This is a genomic window from Psychrobacillus sp. FSL H8-0510 (assembly GCF_038008345.1).
GTDB classification, from domain to species: Bacteria; Bacillota; Bacilli; order Bacillales_A; family Planococcaceae; genus Psychrobacillus; species Psychrobacillus psychrotolerans.
This window is the reverse complement of sequence record NZ_JBBOYZ010000001.1, coordinates 551,875-569,765: the sequence shown is the minus strand read 5'-3', so window position 1 is coordinate 569,765 and position 17,891 is coordinate 551,875. Positions and strand designations below refer to the sequence as shown.

Here is a 17,891-nt window from a genome sequence, read left to right as displayed (position 1 = left end):
AAAGATGATTTGAGCACTTTTCGATTAGTAGCTGAGGATAGCATTTTGTTTAGTCAAAGGATGTCCAAAATTATAATTTTTTTATTCATTTAAATGTATAGAAACAAATATGAAAAATTAAACTTAACTTTGTTTCCATAAAAAAGGCTACCAAGTTTTAAACTTGGTAGCTGTTTTAAACTATTTAATTACACCAAGCTCTTTACCAACTTTCTCATAAACAGCGATAGCTTCATCTAGCATTTCTTTCGTATGGGCTGCGGTAGGCATATTACGAACGCGTCCTGTCCCTTTTGGTACGGTTGGGAAGACAATAGATTTGGCATAAACGCCTTCCTCGAATAGTCGTTTGGAGAAGACTTGCGTTAATTTTTCATCGCCAATAATACATGGTGTAATCGGTGTTTCGGATGCTCCGATGTTAAATCCAAGTTTCGATAAACCTGCTTTTAAGTAGTCACCATTATCCCAAAGTTTGTCGTGTAATTCAGTGGAATCAATAATCATTTGAACTGCTGCAGTAATTGCTGCAACATCACCTGGTGGTAATGCTGTGGAGAATAAAAATGGACGTGAACGAACCTTTAACCAGTCGATTAAATCCTTTTTACCTGCAACGTATCCACCTACAACACCGATTGCTTTAGAAAGAGTACCAATTTGGAAATCGATTTCTTTTTCTAAACCGAAATGCTTCACAGTTCCCTTCCCTTTACCAGTTACACCTGAACCATGTGCATCATCTACATAAGTTATTAGATCAAACTCCTTCGCAATCTCCACGATTTCTGGAAGCTTCGCAATATCTCCATCCATCGAGAAAACGCCATCTGTAATAACCATCACCTTGTTATATTGACCTGATTCTGTTGCAGCTTTTGCTTTAGCACGTAAATCATCCATATCGGAGTGGTTAAATGCTATGATTTTCGCACGAGACAGTCGGCATCCATCAATAATAGACGCATGATTTAGTTGGTCTGACAAAATGGCATCGTTTTTGTCCATCACTGCAGAAATAGCTGCCATGTTACAGTTGAAACCTGATTGGTAAGATATAGCCGCTTCCGTTCCTTTGAATTCCGCTAGCTTTTGTTCTAACTTCACATGTAGATCTAGTGTTCCATTAATCGTACGGACAGCTCCAGCTCCAACTCCATACTTGTCCACCGCATCTTTTGCAATTTGTTTTAGCTCTGGATTTGTTGCAAGTCCTAAATAGTTATTCGATGAGAGATTAATGAGCTCAGAGCCCTTCACACTTATTTTCGCGCCATTAGGACCTTCTACTGGGTCGATTTCATTATATAAACCTTGGTTCTTCAATTCATTTAAGTTTTCAGTTAAAAAATTATTTAATATGTGAGACATGTTACTCATCCTTTCACGGGTCATATTCTACTCTATCTTACCATGTGAAAAGGTTTGAGGAAAATAAAGCTGCTATTTTAAAGCGCTACAGACTTTTGTCCGTAGGGCCTTGTTATTGCTATTCTCCGATTAATTCCATGCTTTCATCTTATCGTTTCAAGCATTTTCTCCTGTAATTCTCTCCACTTTTCCTCTTCAATTGCTGAGTCGTAAAGCATCTTAATCATTTTCGATTCTCCCGAATATGTGCATAAATAATCTTGAGCAAGTTCCATCTCACTTGCATAGTCATTTCTTACCTCTACTATTTTATCTTCATTTAACATGGTTTGATTGATATGTGGAAAGAAGTCTATAATTTCATCTCCATTACGTTCTGGCTCATAAACATGAGGACTCGTCGCATCGACCACACATAATTGGAGTTCTGGAATCACTATCCCGTCTACACTATTTGCATCCAAGCCACACCAAATATACCTTACATCTAATCCATGTAGCTTTGCCTCTTCCCCAAAGTTCTTCATAAAAGAAGACTTTCCACTACCCGGTAATCCTTTTATATACAATCTATTTTTCAAGTTTTTAGAAATAGACTCCAAAGTATCCTTTGCACCAAGTGGAGTAAGAGAACCCATTAACCGATGTGTAACCTTTGGATTCTTTTGAAGTTGTATATTACCGATACTTTTCTTAGTACGTTCTTCAAGCAAAGTGTTTATGCCTTCCCAATTTATGGCTCCTTGTATAAGCAGTTCCCATTCGTCATGAATTTTTTTTGCTCGAGATAATGCATGAAGCCCTTTTGATAGCCATACATCATTAGTAATCTGCTTTTCTTTTACTATTGGTCCAATATCATGAAGTTTGCGGTCATTATATGCTTCATAATAGGGTACCCATTCGTGTCCTGCCCCGTAATAGATAGGGTCTACAGTGTCAGCTTGTAAGTAAAGTGTTTTTGTTTCATTGATATACAAGCCTTCCAGCAAATCCTCATGCATTGGGTCATAAAACCACTCCATATTTTTACCTCTACGCACTGCATTATAGCCTATTTCCTTGAATATCTCGGTCAATCGATAGGTGGTCGGCCCCTTAAAGAAATATACTTTGTTCGCCTCTTGAATAATTTCCTTGTAAAAGTTTTTCACACCTTGTCCCGTATATGACCTTCCCATATAATGAGTAATTACCCCGTTCATAGCGTCATCCTCCCTATCATTCCTTCAAGAAATACTATATGCACTGTCCTAGTAAAATATGAAAAAGAGTGTGGAAAATCAAGTTTGATTTTCCACACTCTTTTTCACATACGGCAATGTATAACCGGAAATGGTATATAGTAGTTTTTGAGACAAAGGCAATGAATAATGGACTATCTGTCCAAGCAATAACGCGATAATAATAGTACCTAGTCCAACCGGTCCACCAAGTGCCCAGCCAGCAAGTGCCACAATTATTTCAATTCCGGTTCTTACTTTTTTAATACTCCAACCTGTTTTAGCCATGAGTAACAGCATAAGAGAATCACGTGGACCTGCTCCAACATTTGGAGAAACATAAACCCCTACACCGACTGCAGTTATAACAACCCCAATAACAAATATAATTATTTGCCCTATATAGCTTGTGATATCAGGTAAAAGCCAGTTAAACACATCAATAAACGATCCTATAAAAAGAATATTTAGCCATGTACCAAGCTGCGGAAATTTCTTCGTTCCAATCATCGTAACCAATACAATCGTGATACCCGTCAAAATTGCCCAAGTCCCGATAGTTAAACCAAGATGATTATATAAACCAACATGAAATACATCCCATGGTCCAATTCCAAATTGCTGTCCTTTAATGGTCATCGAAATTCCCAACGCCATAGTAGTGACTCCCGTAACAAAAAAAATCCAACGCCAAACTAATTGCTTCATTCGAATCCTACTTCCTGTTTCTGAAAACCGCCTAGAAGTCTCCAGTATATAGTAGGTCAATTATAACGGTGTTTTTATCAAATGATTACATTTTAATAATTGTTGCAATTCGCCCATTCGTTAGCTGAAGTAAATCCTGTAGACTTAGTTTTAGTTGAAGACCTATTCTCCCACCACTTACGAGGATAAAATCAAGACTCTCTGCACTTGCATCTATCCATGTTGGGAATAATTTCTTCATCCCAATTGGGGAGCATCCCCCTCTAATATAACCAGTAGTTGGTTGCAATTCCTTTAACGGCAACAACTCAACTTTCTTCTCGCCTACCACTTTTGCTACTGCTTTTAAATCTAATTCTTTATGTACTGGAATAATACAAACAAAATGCTTATTTGCTCCAGCGGTAACAAGCAGTGTTTTATAGACAACAAAAACGGGATAGCCTATTTTATCTGCTACAGTTACCCCGTCTACTTGATCGCCAGTTAGCTCATATTCTATTATATCGAACGCAATGTTCTGCTGTTCAAGTTTACGCACCGCATTCGTCTTTTGTTTTTTGCTCATATTTGGAAGCCCCTTCTTATGCTATGCGGAAGAAACTTGGCTGTTGGTCAGTAAAGCCATATTTTTTCATTTGCACTTGAAATGAGTATTTTGCAATTGCTTGTTCTATATATCTTTTTTTCTGTAAATCCTCCCGTTGCACCCCAGGGGATTGGAGATCATATTGAACAGAGCGATTAGATACCGCAGCCTCATCTTCTCTTTGTCTTTTTGCTTCAACCTCGATTTGTCTAGTTGCTTCTTCGTTTAATGTAATTTGTGTTTGAACGGTTTGTATTTTTGCAGTAGCATTGGCCGCTAGTCGTAAGTCTTCGGAACTCAGGTGATCAGGAGCAAGTGCAGAACTTCTAACTTTCTCTAATAGCTCTATCGTCTTTTCAGGGGTAGGACCGCCTACTATTTGCACTGGAACTGCTGGTCCTTTTATTTCTAGCATACTTTTGCTTTTTTCTAGTTGCTGAAACTCTTTAACTGCCGCACTTATTTCGGGGGAATCACTTTCTTTTTCCTTCTTCCCAAGTAACAAATCCTCTAAGTCTGCTAATGTAGGATTCTTTTTAGGCTGATAATATTCAGCATTTTTACGATAGGCTTGTCCTACATCTTTACGCTGAAAGGCTTGTTTACGTTGTTCTGCTTCTGCTATTAAGTTCAAAGTACCGTTTCCTGTCGCCCTCACCAACATCATTCTTCCACCTCTTTCCATATAGTTCTCCTTCTTAACATTTTACCACTTTCACAAAATATTCAAACTTACTATTGTCATGAATTTCACATGCATAAAGACTCAAATAGTTTTTTATAAAATTTTTAATTTTATAGGTCTTTTATACTTATCCATAATTTTTAAAATGTCTTATAAAATTCATAAAAGAGCCAAAACTGTTTTTTACGCAATCTGAACATTGAATATAAGTCGCTAACTACCAGGTTGACTAAGGGCGTCCGCCACTGCAAAAGCCCTTATTATATGATATATTAATTTTTAATGGTAGTTCGAAGGGAAGTTATAAAATGAAGAAAAGTGTAGTAATAGCAGAGAAGCCCTCTGTAGCAAGAGACATTGCAAATGTCCTCAAGTGTCATAAAAAAGGAAACGGTTATTTAGAAGGTGACAAATATATCGTTACTTGGGCATTGGGACATTTAGTAACATTAGCAGATCCTGAAACTTATGATGTTAAATATAAAACGTGGAACTTGGATGATTTACCAATGCTCCCAAATGATTTGAAGCTAGTCGTTATCAAACAAACAAGCAAACAATATAATGCGGTCAAAAGTCAGTTAGTGCGTACGGATGTCAGTGATATTATCATTGCAACCGATGCTGGTCGTGAAGGTGAATTAGTAGCGAGATGGATTATTGAAAAAGCTAAGGTTAAAAAACCTGTTCAACGACTTTGGATTTCATCTGTAACGGATAAAGCTATTAAAGATGGTTTTCAAAACTTAAAACCAGGTAAAGCTTATGAAAATTTATATCACGCAGCTGTTGCAAGGTCTGAGGCAGATTGGTATATCGGGTTAAATGCAACTCGCGCACTTACAAGTAAATTCAATGCACAACTTTCATGTGGACGTGTCCAGACTCCAACTGTCGCGATTATTGCTCAAAGAGAAAACGAAATTAGAAACTTTAAACCGAAAACATATTACGGTGTGGAAGCACATACAGATCAAAAGTTAAAGCTTACTTGGGTCGACAAACAAACAAATGACTCTCGTACTTTCTCTAAAGAAAAAGTAGAACAAATAGTTTCTAAAGTGGACAACAAACAAGGAACCATCGTAGAGGTCGATAAAAAACATAAGAAAAGCTTTGCGCCTCAACTATATGACTTAACTGAGCTCCAACGGGATGCCAACAAAATATTTGGATATTCTGCGAAAGAAACACTTGGTATTATGCAAACCTTGTATGAGCGACATAAAGTGTTAACGTATCCTCGTACGGATTCAAGATATATTTCTACTGATATTGTTGAGACATTACCAGAACGTCTAAAGTCATCTGGCATTGGGCAATATAGACCATTTGCTAACAAAGTATTACAAAAGCCTATTAAAGCAACCAAAGCATTTGTGGATGATAGTAAGGTTTCAGATCACCACGCTATTATTCCAACAGAAGAAACAGTAATACAGTCTAACTTTACAGATAAAGAACGCAAAATTTATGATTTAGTGATTAAACGTTTTATAGCAGTACTTTATCCTCCTTTTGAATATGAGCAAATTACGGTCAAAGCGTCTATTGGCGATGAATTATTTGTAGCAAAAGGAAAAACGATTCTTTCGTCAGGTTGGAAGGAAGTATATGAAAATCGTTTTGATGAGGAAGAAAATACGGAAGACATGAAAGAACAACTACTTCCTAGCATAAACAAAGGCGATAAACTTTCCGTGAAATTAGTTACTGAAACATCAGGACAAACGAAAGCACCGGCAAGATTCAATGAAGGTTCTTTACTTACAGCTATGGAAAATCCGGCAAAGTATATGGGTACCCAGGATAAGGAACTAGCTAAAACACTGGATAAAACAGGTGGATTAGGAACAGTTGCTACAAGGGCAGATATTATTGAAAAACTGTTCAATTCATTCCTTATGGAGAAAAAAGGAAAGGATATTTACTTAACTTCTAAAGGGAAACAATTACTTGAATTAGTTCCAGAAGATCTAAAAACCCCTGCTCTTACAGCTGAATGGGAACAAAAACTGGATGCAATTGCAAAAGGGAAATTGAGTAAAAACGTATTTATTAATGAAATGAAAACTTATACAAAAACAATTGTTAGCAATATCAAAAATAGTGATAAAAAATTCAAGCATGATAATATATCCACAAAAAGCTGTCCTGATTGTGGCAAACCTATGCTTGAAGTGAACGGAAAAAAAGGGAAAATGCTTGTATGTCAAGATCGTGAATGCGGCCATCGCAAAAACGTCGCAAGAGTTACTAATGCCCGTTGTCCACAATGTAAGAAAAAACTGGAATTGCGCGGTGAGGGTGATGGTCAGATCTTCACATGTAAATGTGGATTCCGAGAAAAATTATCTGCTTTCGAACGCCGGAAAAAAAATTTAGGTGGTAAAGTGGATAAACGCGATGTACAAAAGTATTTAAAGAAACAAAACCAAGAAGAAGAACCTGTAAATACAGCACTAGCAGAAGCATTAAAAAAATTAAATTTAAAATAATATAAAACTATACATCATTTCCTAACTAGGATCTGATGTATAGTTTTTTCTATCTATTATTTCCACATACTTTTCAACTATTACTCCAATATAATCATAATTACATCATTTTTTTACATTTACATTACTATTTTCTCACCCTTTTTTATCCGATAGGTGGTATTATTGACATAATAACACTGAACTTATGAGGTGAAATAGTTGGATATAGCTGTCCCCTTAAAAAATACAATATTAAATGCCTCAGAAGATTTAATCATTGTACTGGACGATACTGGAAACATAATAAACATGAATAGTGCGTGGAAAAAGATTGAAACATTGAATGAATTTGTTCCTCTAATTGTTAAGAACTCAAACTTCACAGACTTATTGGAGTCAACACAGAATTACGAGCAATTGGATTCTATTCAACAAATACTGCGTGGAGATACAGATGAATTTCAAAAGAAGTTTACAATTTCTATAGAACAAAAGCAGTATTACTATTTATTTCGTACGTACAAATTGACCCTCTCTTCCAATCGAGTAGGTGCAATTATTATTTACTCAGCATATAAGCAAGAAGTAGTCTCAGAGATGAAGAATATTTTAGAAAGTATGACAGATGCTTTCTTTTCAGTCGATAAAAGTTGGAATATTACATACATAAATGAGTATGGAAAAACCTTACTCAGCCAAGTACTTCCAAGCTTTAACTATAAAAGTTCCGAAAGCCCTTCTTTGTTAGAGACAGAATTTTTCCCTTTTCTTCAACAAGTAATGTTAGAACAGGAAACTCGACAACAAGAAATTTTCATCCCATCAATACCTACATGGTTCGAGGTTAAAGCTTATCCAATAGAAGAAGGTGGTTTGTCTGTTTTTTTCCATCATATAGCCGAAAGAAAAAATATTGAAAAAGATTTAAGGAATTTAGCTTATTTTGACTTTTTAACACATTTACCTAATCGTAGAATGACCTATGACCTGCTACAGCGTAAAATAAAAAACGGTGAGCCTTTTTCATTTTTTTATATAGATTTAGATGGCTTTAAATTGATAAATGATATGTATGGGCATACACGCGGGGATGCAATTCTTGTGGAAATGGCTAATTTTTTTAACCAAACCATCAAAGTAGACAAGGTAGTCTCCCGAGTGGGTGGCGATGAGTTTGTTATTTTCACAGATGAAGTAGATAAAGAAAAGTTAAGTATTATTGCAAATAAATTGGTTCAAGACTTCCAAGAAATTTCTGAATCCAAATCAGTACCTTCTATTCCGTTAAGTCTAAGCATTGGAATTTCTAGATATCCTCAGGATGCGTCTAATACCGATTTACTATTTCGTTACGCTAATGTTGCTATGTATACATCCAAAAAACGAAGTATTAATAACTTCAGTTTCTTTGAATACTCGATGATTGAGGAGATAGAACGTAAGGTCCATATTGAAAATGAGTTACATGGGAATCTAAAAGATACTGCGATTCACTTTGTTGTGCAACCTCAATTCGATTCTACAAATAATGAAGTAATCGGCGTAGAGGTGCTCACTCGTTGGATTCATCCGAAGTACGGGTATATTACTCCTCCAGAGTTTATTGGAATTGCTGATAATAGTGGAAGAATAGAGGAACTCACAAAGTATTTGATCTGCGAGGTGTTTTCCAAAGTTTCTAAATGGATCCGGGACTATGGTTTTAATAAGCCAGTAGCTATTAATATTACTCCGAAGCTACTTGGAAACAGGAAATTTTTTAATGATTTAATTCACTTTATTCAGTTTTATAATATTCCACCACAGATGGTAGATATCGAAATTACTGAGAATGCTAATTTAGACACCGACCAAAATATATTAAGTAATATTGCCTTTTGTCGAAAATATGGAATCCGCTTATCCTTAGACGATTTTGGAACGGGGTATTCTAAGTTAGCAGATCTTGTCGATTTTCCAATCGATAAATTGAAAATAGATAAGTATTTTGTGGATAAAATCGGTAAAGAAACTAATGCGGAGCTCATATTGCATACATTTATGAATCTTGCCAAAGGATTAAAATGCGATGTTCTTGCAGAGGGTGTAGAAACAAAAGAGCAGGTCGATTACTTGAATAGCCTAGGTCTTACATATTTTCAAGGTTACTATTTCTCTAAGCCTGTTTCTCTCGACGAATTTGAACAAACTTACTTAATAAATAACTAATAAACAGGTGAAGAAAAAGCATATTTTCTTCACCTGTTATTATTACCTATCTAATCTCTATATCCAACCACCTATTTTACTTGGAGCGAAACAGACCCATTTAAGTAATTGGGATATGCAACGAACTCTATTTTAACTGGGTTAATAATGCCTTTTGCATCTATAGTTACTTCGGTAAATTGTTCATCTTGGTCTCCCCAATTGCTTTCGCGTGGTATATCAATTATCTCACCTTTAGCATTTTCCCCTTGAGAAAATAGAGAATACATATGATTATCTCTTATAGGTCTATATTTCAGTTCAATTGTATTACTACCAACATTTAATATTTCCATTTTTCTATCGGATGGCTGTTCAATGATTTCCTTTTTTGCAAAGTCTACGAGTAAATAGCTTTCCTCTTTAAGGAGTGCTTGCACCGTTTCAAATTTTAAATACAGCTCTTTTGGCTCCTTAAAATAGTTACTTTCTAAAAAATACATATTTTCTTTATTTTCATTTTCACCGAAGTTAGTTATACCATTTTGAATGGAACTCCATACTTCTCCGTTTTCATCCTCTAATCGCATATCCTCAAACTGCAATATTTTCATATCATTTTCTTCATCAAATTCTAAAACAAGGGCTACTCTTAATGGGTATACCTTTATCTTCTTAACTTCAATTCGTTGACCATCCATCTCAACAGTTTTATTTAATGTATATATTTTCCCTGACTTAATTTCTTTTTTTAGTGTAAATGGCACCTTAAAAACCGTTGTCTTATTAGCTTGTTCTGCTTCCAATTGAAGTTCAAAATTCATACTTGATAATTTTTTTATATCACTAAAAACAAAACTAAATGTACCTTCTTTTCTATTTCCAGTTTCTTGGTCTGGTGGATCATAACTGATCGCTGCTAATAGCTCCTGACTATTATTTAAAAACTTGATATTCTCATAATCTATATTCTCTAGTGAGTGCGGAGCTTCTAATGTATAAAAAACTTCCGCTCCTGTTTCATCAATAATAATTCCATCTACTGTAAAAGTTATATTATCTTTAACTTGAGCAATACCGATGACCTCATAATAATCATTCTCGACGATTGCTTTCATTCCTTTGTCCAAATGAAGGAGATGCACGAAACTCTCCATTCCCGGTATTGTTGAAATTGCACTAGCAAATGATGGTGATACACGAATGGATGTCACTAAGGTTAGTATCAGAATTGCTGCAACAGAAAAAGCCCATAGTGTTTTATTGCGTTTTCTTCTTTTAGCTTTCGCTTGTATTATTCCCAGTTGAATTGCAGTATTTAAGAGTTGCTCAGGTACAACCACTTGCTCTAGCTTCTTTTTTGTTATGTCTAACATGTCTTCTTCTTTTTCATACATGGCCAGCATCTCCCTTCTCTGATAGGAAATTTCTAAGTGACTTAAGTGCTTTATGAAGCCTCGACTTAACAGTTCCCTCTGGGATTCTTTCTAGTTTTGCAATTTCTTTAATTTTAGTATTTTGAAAATATTTCAGGAATATTAACTGTTGGTCAGCAGTTGATAGGGAAGCAATTGCTTCGTTCATTTCTAGGTAGGTAGTATCTTCCTTATATCCTATCGTCTGTAGGATTTCACTCGGACTATCCCTTTTCTTTTTCTTCAACTGATCCTGGCAATAGTTCATCATAATTCTTACTAACCATGTTTTCATAAAGGTGGGTTCTTTCAATGTATGTATTTTTTGATATGCTCGAAAGGTTACTTCCTGCATAGCTTCCAGTGCATCATGTTCATTCTTTAAAAATGCATAAGCTGTTCGATATAATGTATCTTTATATAATTGCATTATCTGTAAGAAAGCCTCCTCATCCCCTTTAATGGCTTTCTTAGCTATTTCAATTGTCTCCACTGCGTCACCCCCTTGTCTGTTATATATATTAGACATCACAAAGCCAATAAAGTTCATTTGAATATAATTTTTGTTGAAGGATAAATAATGGCCATAAAAAAAGACATCTCTATTTACAGAGACATCTTACATTTTTAGTGGACATCCATCGGTTCCTTAGAAAGGTTTTTGCTCATTTCTGCGTATTGAACAAATACACGAGCAAGCTCTCTTAAACGATCATGTACATCATTATCGATAATGACATTGTTTTCATCAAAGTGACTTTTATGTGTGTAAACATAATTAGGTGTTACTAGGCATCTAAAATAATCTAAAATCGGTTTGAGCTGATTTTCTATGACAAGATGATGTTGGTATGTTCCACCATTGGCAACGATTGATACTGGTTTATAACGCATGGATTTGGGGTGAAGAAAATCAAAGGTATTTTTCAGTACTCCTGGTATAGAACCTTGGAAAATAGGTGATGCGATAATGAAACCATCTGCTTGGTCAAATTTACTCACCAATAGTTTCATGTCATCATTGTAGTTTTCAAAGGGACGTCCATCTACAAACTGATGTTCATAATTTGAAAGGTGAATAATTTCTAAAGTGTACTCTGAATTGACTTCTTCTATATAGTCCTTCACTTGTTCTAAGATGACACCAGTTTTCGTACCAATTACCGTTCCGTCTACGAGTAGAATTTTCATCTTACAAAAACCTCCTTATTCGTCCTTTATTGTATCAAAAAAAGACGCTAAAATTGTAAAATGAGAACCAATTTATCAAAGTTCATCCTTTTGACGGAGAGGTTATGACGCTTTTGAACATTTTAATTTTTTCAGAAATCTTAATCTTTCGAAGTATCTTTATCTACAAAAATATCCTCTCGATTATCCCAATTAAACAACTCTTCCCGTGAAATGGGCTCTACTTCCACTGTCTCAAATGGCTTGGCATTTAAAATGTCCAGTGGTTGATAGACGTTTACACTATTCTTTGTATTATGTAATGCATAATGGTACATAGCAAAAGCCAGCTGTTCCCCTTGAATAGAGCGAAGTCTTTTAAACGGCGGCCCTATTAAAATAGGATTTAAAAGTTTGAAAACACCTTCTGATAGGCGCTCCCCTAAACGAAATTCTCCTCGATTTCCAGTAAGCAACGAAGGTCTATAAATGAACAGATGCGGTAGGTCTATTGCTAATAACCCCTCCTCCAATCTGCCCTTCACTTGACTATAGAAAAAAGGTGACTTTTTACTGGAGCCGATTGCCGAGATAACGTGAAAATTTGGAATCCCACGTTTTTTGGCTAAGGAAGCAATTCTTAATGGATATTCTAAATCTACTCGTTCAAAATTTTCTTTTGACTTAGCTTTTTTCATCGTGGTACCTAGACAGCAAAATAGATCGTCTGCAATATCTAAATCGTTTTCTTCTAATTTATCAAAATCCTTAACCTGAACATCAAGTTTGGCATGCTTATAAGCAAAATCTCTTCTTACTATTACTGATACTGCAGCATATTCTTCACTTTCACATAGTTGTTTTACTAAGAATTTTCCAGTAAAACCAGTAGCACCTACTACTATAGCCACTCTTTTAGCCATTTTACTTCCCCCCTTTTGTCATAAGCACCTGTCCATTTCCATACACTTAAAAGATAACTATTGGAAAGGAAGATGTAATATGAAACTAGCTTATATATTAAATACACTGCCACATCGTGGACTTTATCCTGTTGATCGTGCAGTAGCATTACTTTCTTCATTAAAACCAACTAACTTCGAAATTTTTGTGCATAACTCTAATACAAGCCTCATTCAATATTTAAAAAAACAGCAAACCCAACCTCTTTTGTATAGAAATAATTCACACCTAATCGAGGAAATGAAAGTTTTTGATCCTACTTGTATTATGCATGATGGTGGAAATTCGGAAAAGGATCTTATCCGTCGTTTAAAAATGTTCAATAGTACGCTTATTCATTTGGACGACCATGGAGATGGTGGGACATTGGCTGATCTTGTCATTCAATCATTGTATGAAAATCCGAAGGACTTAACGAAAGAGCAATATGTATTTGGTCCGCTTGGCTATATTCCAACCAAAAAAGCGGTCTATAAAAATAATAACACGATACAGGATCCCCCGCATATTATCGTAAGTTTTCCGCATGAAGATCCCGAAAATTTAACTTACCGAACTTTAAGACATCTTGTACAACTTCATATTCCACTTCAGATTAGCGTATTAGTGGACGAACATTACAAGCATGATATACTCGAACTGAAACGATTTGCACTTACACGCAAATCGATAAAAATTGTCTCTACGTCAGAACCTGAAACATTCCTTCCAAACGGTGATATAGTAATAACTTCCGGAACATATATGCCATTCCTAGTAGCCCAATTTCAAATTCCTTGCATCGTTCTTTGTGCACACGAAGATGAAGTTAACTACGCATTCCCTCAGGAAGGACATGGCTTCGCAAACCTAGGACTTGGTAGAAAGATAAAACAATCTTACCTTCAAAATGCGGTGATGGAAATTATCCTTCATGATAATAGAAGAAACGCCTTTATACAAAAGCAGAAACGTTTTGATTTTAGTAATAACTTAGTAGAATTAGTCAAACTGATTGAACAAACCATTGCAAGTTCGAAAGAGGAACAAGAAATCGTACGCTAGGTCCTTTTTTATGCTACAATGAATGCAAAATACTGAAGGTGATCGATGATGACAAAATCACAGCTACAATCAGAAATTGCTGAGCTAAAATTGGACTATATTAACTTGCAAGGTGATATGGAAAAGTTAGAGTCAAATGGCCATCCTACTCAAGTTGAAAATGCTGAACGTAGACTAGCAACAATGGAAGAAAAACTTGCAGAACTAAACAAACAGCTCGCGGAATTATTATAATCCGCTGAGCTTTCTTTTTGGAGGAAATAGATACATGAGCTTATTAGTAGAAAATTTAGGACATACATTCGGAGATCGTACCCTATTTAAGGATGTTTCATTTCGCTTAGTCGAGGGTGAGCATGTTGGACTTGTAGGTGCCAATGGTGTTGGAAAGTCAACATTAATGAATATATTAACAGGTGAAATCATTCATGACGAAGGACGTGTAGAATGGCTGCCAGGTACCCATTACGGTTACTTAGATCAGCATACTCGTCTACAACCAGGACGTACAATGTTTGATACACTACGCGATGCTTATTTACCGCTTTATAAAAAAGAAGCAGAGTTAAACGAAATTATTGGAAAAATGGCAGAAGCTACTCCCGAGGAGCTTGAAGTGTTATTAGAGCAAATGGCGGACATTCAAGATGCTTTAGATGCCGGTGACTTTTATTCGTTAGATATGAAGATAGAAGAGGTTGCTAGAGGTCTTGGGTTAGATGCTGTTGGTTTAGATCGACCAGTCGAAGCACTTTCTGGTGGTCAGCGTACAAAGGTTTTACTTGCAAAGCTATTATTAGAAAAACCTAAAGTTTTGCTATTGGATGAGCCGACCAACTATTTAGATGAAGAGCATGTAAACTGGCTTTCCAATTATTTAAAAAACTATCCACACGCATTTTTATTGATATCCCATGATACTGAATTTATGAATGGTATCGTAGGCGTTATCTTCCAGCTAGAATTTTCGAAACTGACAAGATACACCGCATCTTATGAGAAATTCCTAGAGCTTGCTGAACTAAACAAAAGACAGCATATTGATGCTTATGAAAAGCAGCAGGATTTCATTAAAAAACAAGAAGATTTTATCGCCAAAAACAAAGCACGATACTCTACGACTGGACGAGCAAAATCTCGTCAGAAACAACTGGATCGAATAGAACGAATCGACCGCCCGGAAACGGCAGCCAAACCAGAGTTTAGTTTCAAGGAATCTCGTAGCCCTAGTCGCTATGTTGTAGAAGCAGAGCATTTGGAAATCGGTTACGACAAGGCTTTACTACCTCCATTGACTTTTTCCATTGAGCGTGGTGAAAAAATTGCCTTAGTCGGAATGAACGGAGTCGGTAAATCGACTTTGCTTAAAACAATTCTCGGAAAAATACCTCCTTTAAACGGAAAAGTAACACGTGGCGACTTTTTAACCCCTTGTTATTTCGAACAGGAAGTAAAAGCTGGAGATATCACACCGATTGAAGCTATTTGGGAAACATACCCAAGCATGGGACAAGCACAGGTACGTGGTGCTTTAGCTCGTACTGGACTAAAAAGCGATCATATCTCTCGTCCCCTTTCAAGTTTAAGCGGTGGCGAGCAAGCTAAAGTTCGTCTATGTAAATTAATGATGGAAGAAACAAACTGGTTAATCTTTGATGAGCCGACCAACCATCTGGATATTCATGCGAAAGAAGAGTTAAAACGAGCTATGAAAGAATTCAAAGGGACAATTGTGCTAGTAAGCCATGAACCTGAATTTTATGAGGGGCTTGTTACAAAAGTATGGAACGTGGAAGAATGGTTCTCTACTGGTAAAGAAGTTATTAAAGAGTAGCGTTTTGCTATATTATTACCGAGTACATTTTTTAGGATGCTGTTGGTTGTGACATCACAACCAACAGCATCCTTTTTTCAGTATTTTTGTGGCGTTTGTCTCTCCTACGCCTTCTTCAACCCTTAGAAACAGGTAAGTGCAATTTTGGATAAGGATAACTAGAGAAAGTATACTGGCTTCCACCTGATTCCGCATCGCTACTCTAGCTTCGAAACATGAAAGGCGTTGAAACGAAAATCAGTAGTATTATTCACTCTAAAAAATATGTTTAGCCTATGCACATTGTTTAAAAAAGCCTTCCAAAATGGAAGGCTCAGTTTGACGACAAAGGTATTTTTATAAATGGATATGAATAGTAATAAATATTCATAAGGGTTTTATTCATCCTATTAAAAGTAAGATATTGAATACTCTATTGGAACTGTTTATAAGGCAAGGTCCACCACGAAGACTCCTGTGGGAATAGCTTGAGCTGAAGACCCCGCAGGAACGTAGTGACGAGGAGGCTGAAGCCAAGCCCACGGAAAGCGAAGTGGTGGGCATTGCTAAGTTTAATATTCAACTCTATACATCTAAAATTAAGTTTGTCTACAGTCTGAGCCTTCTAAAGTGGAAGGCTCTTACTTTCTATGCAAGTACTAATGAATCTTTTGCAAATTCATCATTCATGATTAGTTCTTTTAAACGCTGTTTAGCACGGAATAGTCTAGATTTTACTGTGCCAATGGACACTTTCATTACTTCAGCAATTTCGATTAATGAAAATTGATGTACATAGAAATACATAACTGTTTTTTGATAGATGCTATCCAATTCGCTTACTTTAGATCGAATCATTTCACCAACATCTTCTTTTTCTAATTGCTCTTCAACGGATAGAACATCCGCTGCTATTAAGTCCAGCAATGAAATATCCAATTGTTCTGGCTGATTGGCTACGTATTTACTACGTCTTACTTGTTTGCGATAGCGATCACGAAATGTATTCATACAAATGGTAGTTAACCATGCTTTGACATGATCTACTTCTTTCATATAAGATTCGTATCTTACGACTTTTACCCAAACTTCTTGCATTAAGTCTTCTGCTTCTGTTTGATTTTTTGTTAATTTCAATGATAAATAATATATGTAACGGTTATATTGCTCGTAAATTTCTTCTAATTGAACCTGCATGTTATTTCCTCCGCTCGGCTTTTCTTTCTTGTTAACTCTATAATGCCAAACTTTAACCTTACCCTCCATCGTATTCTCTTTCAGAAGAATTACAAAGGTGTAAGCCAAAATTTAGGAGGATAATAACTATCCATGGCCCTACTCTAATTTTGTTCCACTCTTTTTTACATAATCGTCTTCAACCAATACTAGTTAACTCAGAAAAAGACTGTAGAAAAACTAGAGTTCCTCTAGTTCAACTACAGTCAAAGAGCCATATGAAAGTCATAACTTATAAAAGTTCCCCTTATCCACCCTCACGAAATGAAAATCAGTACGCGGTAGTTAATTGTTCCAGATAACTTGTACTTGTGTGACAGTACTGGGTGTAACTTGTATTATGAGGAGTTGAACCTCGAGGTTACCCCGAAACCTCTGCCGGTAAGTCCGACTTGACCTGTCGGAAGGTTTGTACTCGCCTTAACATTTCGCTACCAACTTTCGACTATTCGATTACATTAGTAAGCCAATTAATTTCTTGTATTTTAGTATCCAACATTCGATGTTTTCGGGATAGTTCATCCACATATTTCTGCGTATCTTTTACATTAATTGTTGTGATAGATTTAATCTCGGTTCTAGAGTATCTTTCGTGTTGCATGGCAGCAACATCCAGTAAAGCACTGTATATCTTCCTTTCTTGACCAAGTAAGTCTCGTTCCGTTAAGGCATCGGCAAGAGATTGTTGCTCACCAAAAGTAGTCAGTAAATTGGTCCGATTTATATTTTTTATAAGCTGTTTTAAGTTACTAAATATTTGATTCAGTTCTTTTGTTAATTCATAAGGATCCTCGTTCGGGGTTTCCCCTTCTTGTATTTTAGCATTTTGAAGTAATCTATTTCTCAACTGTTCAATCCGCTTTTGGTAATCTGATCGGACTATTAGAGCTTCTCCTAATTTCATGCTTATCGCCCCCTATATAATAAAGCTATTCGCTTTTCAATAGGGTAAGTCCTCTTTTTCATAAAAAAAATACCTTTGCTATTTAACGCAAAAAAACAAGAGG

General features: G+C 35.9%; 16 protein-coding genes. 5 read left to right on the top strand and 11 right to left on the bottom strand.

Annotation, left to right across the window (positions count from 1 at the left end):
* Window positions 1–180: 180 nt before the first annotated feature.
* From MHI40_RS02810 to MHI40_RS02790, 5 genes are all read right to left on the bottom strand, one after another.
* On the bottom strand, window positions 181–1,371 hold the full coding sequence (locus MHI40_RS02810; RefSeq protein ID WP_093535875.1) for a glycine C-acetyltransferase: 1,191 nt from the start codon (window positions 1,369–1,371) through the stop codon (window positions 181–183).
* A gap of 143 nt (window positions 1,372–1,514) precedes the next feature.
* A complete protein-coding gene (locus MHI40_RS02805; protein WP_340761428.1) occupies window positions 1,515–2,576 on the bottom strand; it encodes a hypothetical protein in 1,062 nt (353 codons plus the stop codon).
* Window positions 2,577–2,654: 78 nt separating this feature from the next.
* Complete coding sequence (locus MHI40_RS02800; protein WP_340761427.1) at window positions 2,655–3,302, bottom strand: YczE/YyaS/YitT family protein; 648 nt, start codon at window positions 3,300–3,302, stop codon at window positions 2,655–2,657.
* An 85-nt stretch (window positions 3,303–3,387) separates the two neighbouring features.
* Window positions 3,388–3,870 (bottom strand): Cys-tRNA(Pro) deacylase, encoded by a 483-nt coding sequence (gene ybaK, locus MHI40_RS02795; protein WP_340761426.1) that lies wholly within the window; start codon window positions 3,868–3,870, stop codon window positions 3,388–3,390.
* A 16-nt stretch (window positions 3,871–3,886) separates the two neighbouring features.
* Entirely contained in the window at window positions 3,887–4,558 is a 672-nt protein-coding gene (locus tag MHI40_RS02790) for a hypothetical protein (protein WP_340761425.1), read from the bottom strand.
* Window positions 4,559–4,884: 326 nt separating this feature from the next.
* Between MHI40_RS02790 and MHI40_RS02785 the strand changes: the two genes are divergently transcribed.
* Together MHI40_RS02785 and MHI40_RS02780 are read left to right on the top strand one after the other, a co-directional pair.
* The gene (locus MHI40_RS02785; protein WP_340761424.1) at window positions 4,885–7,074 is read left to right on the top strand and encodes a DNA topoisomerase III; all 2,190 of its coding nucleotides are present in this window, start codon (window positions 4,885–4,887) and stop codon (window positions 7,072–7,074) included.
* Window positions 7,075–7,275: 201 nt separating this feature from the next.
* On the top strand, window positions 7,276–9,264 hold the full coding sequence (locus tag MHI40_RS02780) for a bifunctional diguanylate cyclase/phosphodiesterase (RefSeq protein WP_340761423.1): 1,989 nt from the start codon (window positions 7,276–7,278) through the stop codon (window positions 9,262–9,264).
* A 71-nt stretch (window positions 9,265–9,335) separates the two neighbouring features.
* On the opposite strand, the gene MHI40_RS02775 is transcribed toward MHI40_RS02780, so the two are convergent.
* The 4 genes from MHI40_RS02775 to MHI40_RS02760 form a co-directional block, all read right to left on the bottom strand.
* Window positions 9,336–10,640, bottom strand: coding sequence for a DUF4179 domain-containing protein (locus tag MHI40_RS02775; protein ID WP_340761422.1), 1,305 nt, complete (start codon window positions 10,638–10,640; stop codon window positions 9,336–9,338).
* Entirely contained in the window at window positions 10,633–11,151 is a 519-nt protein-coding gene (locus MHI40_RS02770; RefSeq protein ID WP_340761421.1) for a sigma-70 family RNA polymerase sigma factor, read from the bottom strand. Before MHI40_RS02770 ends, MHI40_RS02775 begins: the two co-directional genes overlap by 8 nt.
* Before the next feature lie 134 nt (window positions 11,152–11,285).
* Window positions 11,286–11,849, bottom strand: a complete 564-nt coding sequence (locus tag MHI40_RS02765) for an NADPH-dependent FMN reductase (protein ID WP_340761420.1) — start codon at window positions 11,847–11,849, stop codon at window positions 11,286–11,288.
* Window positions 11,850–11,989: 140 nt separating this feature from the next.
* On the bottom strand, window positions 11,990–12,751 hold the full coding sequence (locus MHI40_RS02760) for an NAD-dependent epimerase/dehydratase family protein (protein ID WP_340761419.1): 762 nt from the start codon (window positions 12,749–12,751) through the stop codon (window positions 11,990–11,992).
* 79 nt (window positions 12,752–12,830) lie between these two features.
* Between MHI40_RS02760 and MHI40_RS02755 the strand changes: the two genes are divergently transcribed.
* Genes MHI40_RS02755 through MHI40_RS02745 form a run of 3 tightly spaced genes read left to right on the top strand, consistent with a single transcriptional unit; the run spans window position 12,831 to window position 15,669 of the window.
* Window positions 12,831–13,835, top strand: coding sequence for a hypothetical protein (locus tag MHI40_RS02755; RefSeq protein WP_340761418.1), 1,005 nt, complete (start codon window positions 12,831–12,833; stop codon window positions 13,833–13,835).
* A gap of 45 nt (window positions 13,836–13,880) precedes the next feature.
* On the top strand, window positions 13,881–14,069 hold the full coding sequence (locus MHI40_RS02750) for an SE1832 family protein (protein ID WP_175496208.1): 189 nt from the start codon (window positions 13,881–13,883) through the stop codon (window positions 14,067–14,069).
* A 34-nt stretch (window positions 14,070–14,103) separates the two neighbouring features.
* Window positions 14,104–15,669, top strand: a complete 1,566-nt coding sequence (locus tag MHI40_RS02745) for an ABC-F family ATP-binding cassette domain-containing protein (protein ID WP_093535897.1) — start codon at window positions 14,104–14,106, stop codon at window positions 15,667–15,669.
* A 627-nt stretch (window positions 15,670–16,296) separates the two neighbouring features.
* On the opposite strand, the gene MHI40_RS02740 is transcribed toward MHI40_RS02745, so the two are convergent.
* Window positions 16,297–16,845 carry an RNA polymerase sigma factor gene (locus MHI40_RS02740; protein ID WP_093535899.1) on the bottom strand — a complete coding sequence of 183 codons (549 nt, stop codon included), beginning with the start codon at window positions 16,843–16,845 and terminating at the stop codon, window positions 16,297–16,299.
* Window positions 16,846–17,329: 484 nt separating this feature from the next.
* Window positions 17,330–17,788 carry a DIP1984 family protein gene (locus MHI40_RS02735; protein WP_093535901.1) on the bottom strand — a complete coding sequence of 153 codons (459 nt, stop codon included), beginning with the start codon at window positions 17,786–17,788 and terminating at the stop codon, window positions 17,330–17,332.
* Between the last annotated feature and the right edge of the window lie 103 nt (window positions 17,789–17,891).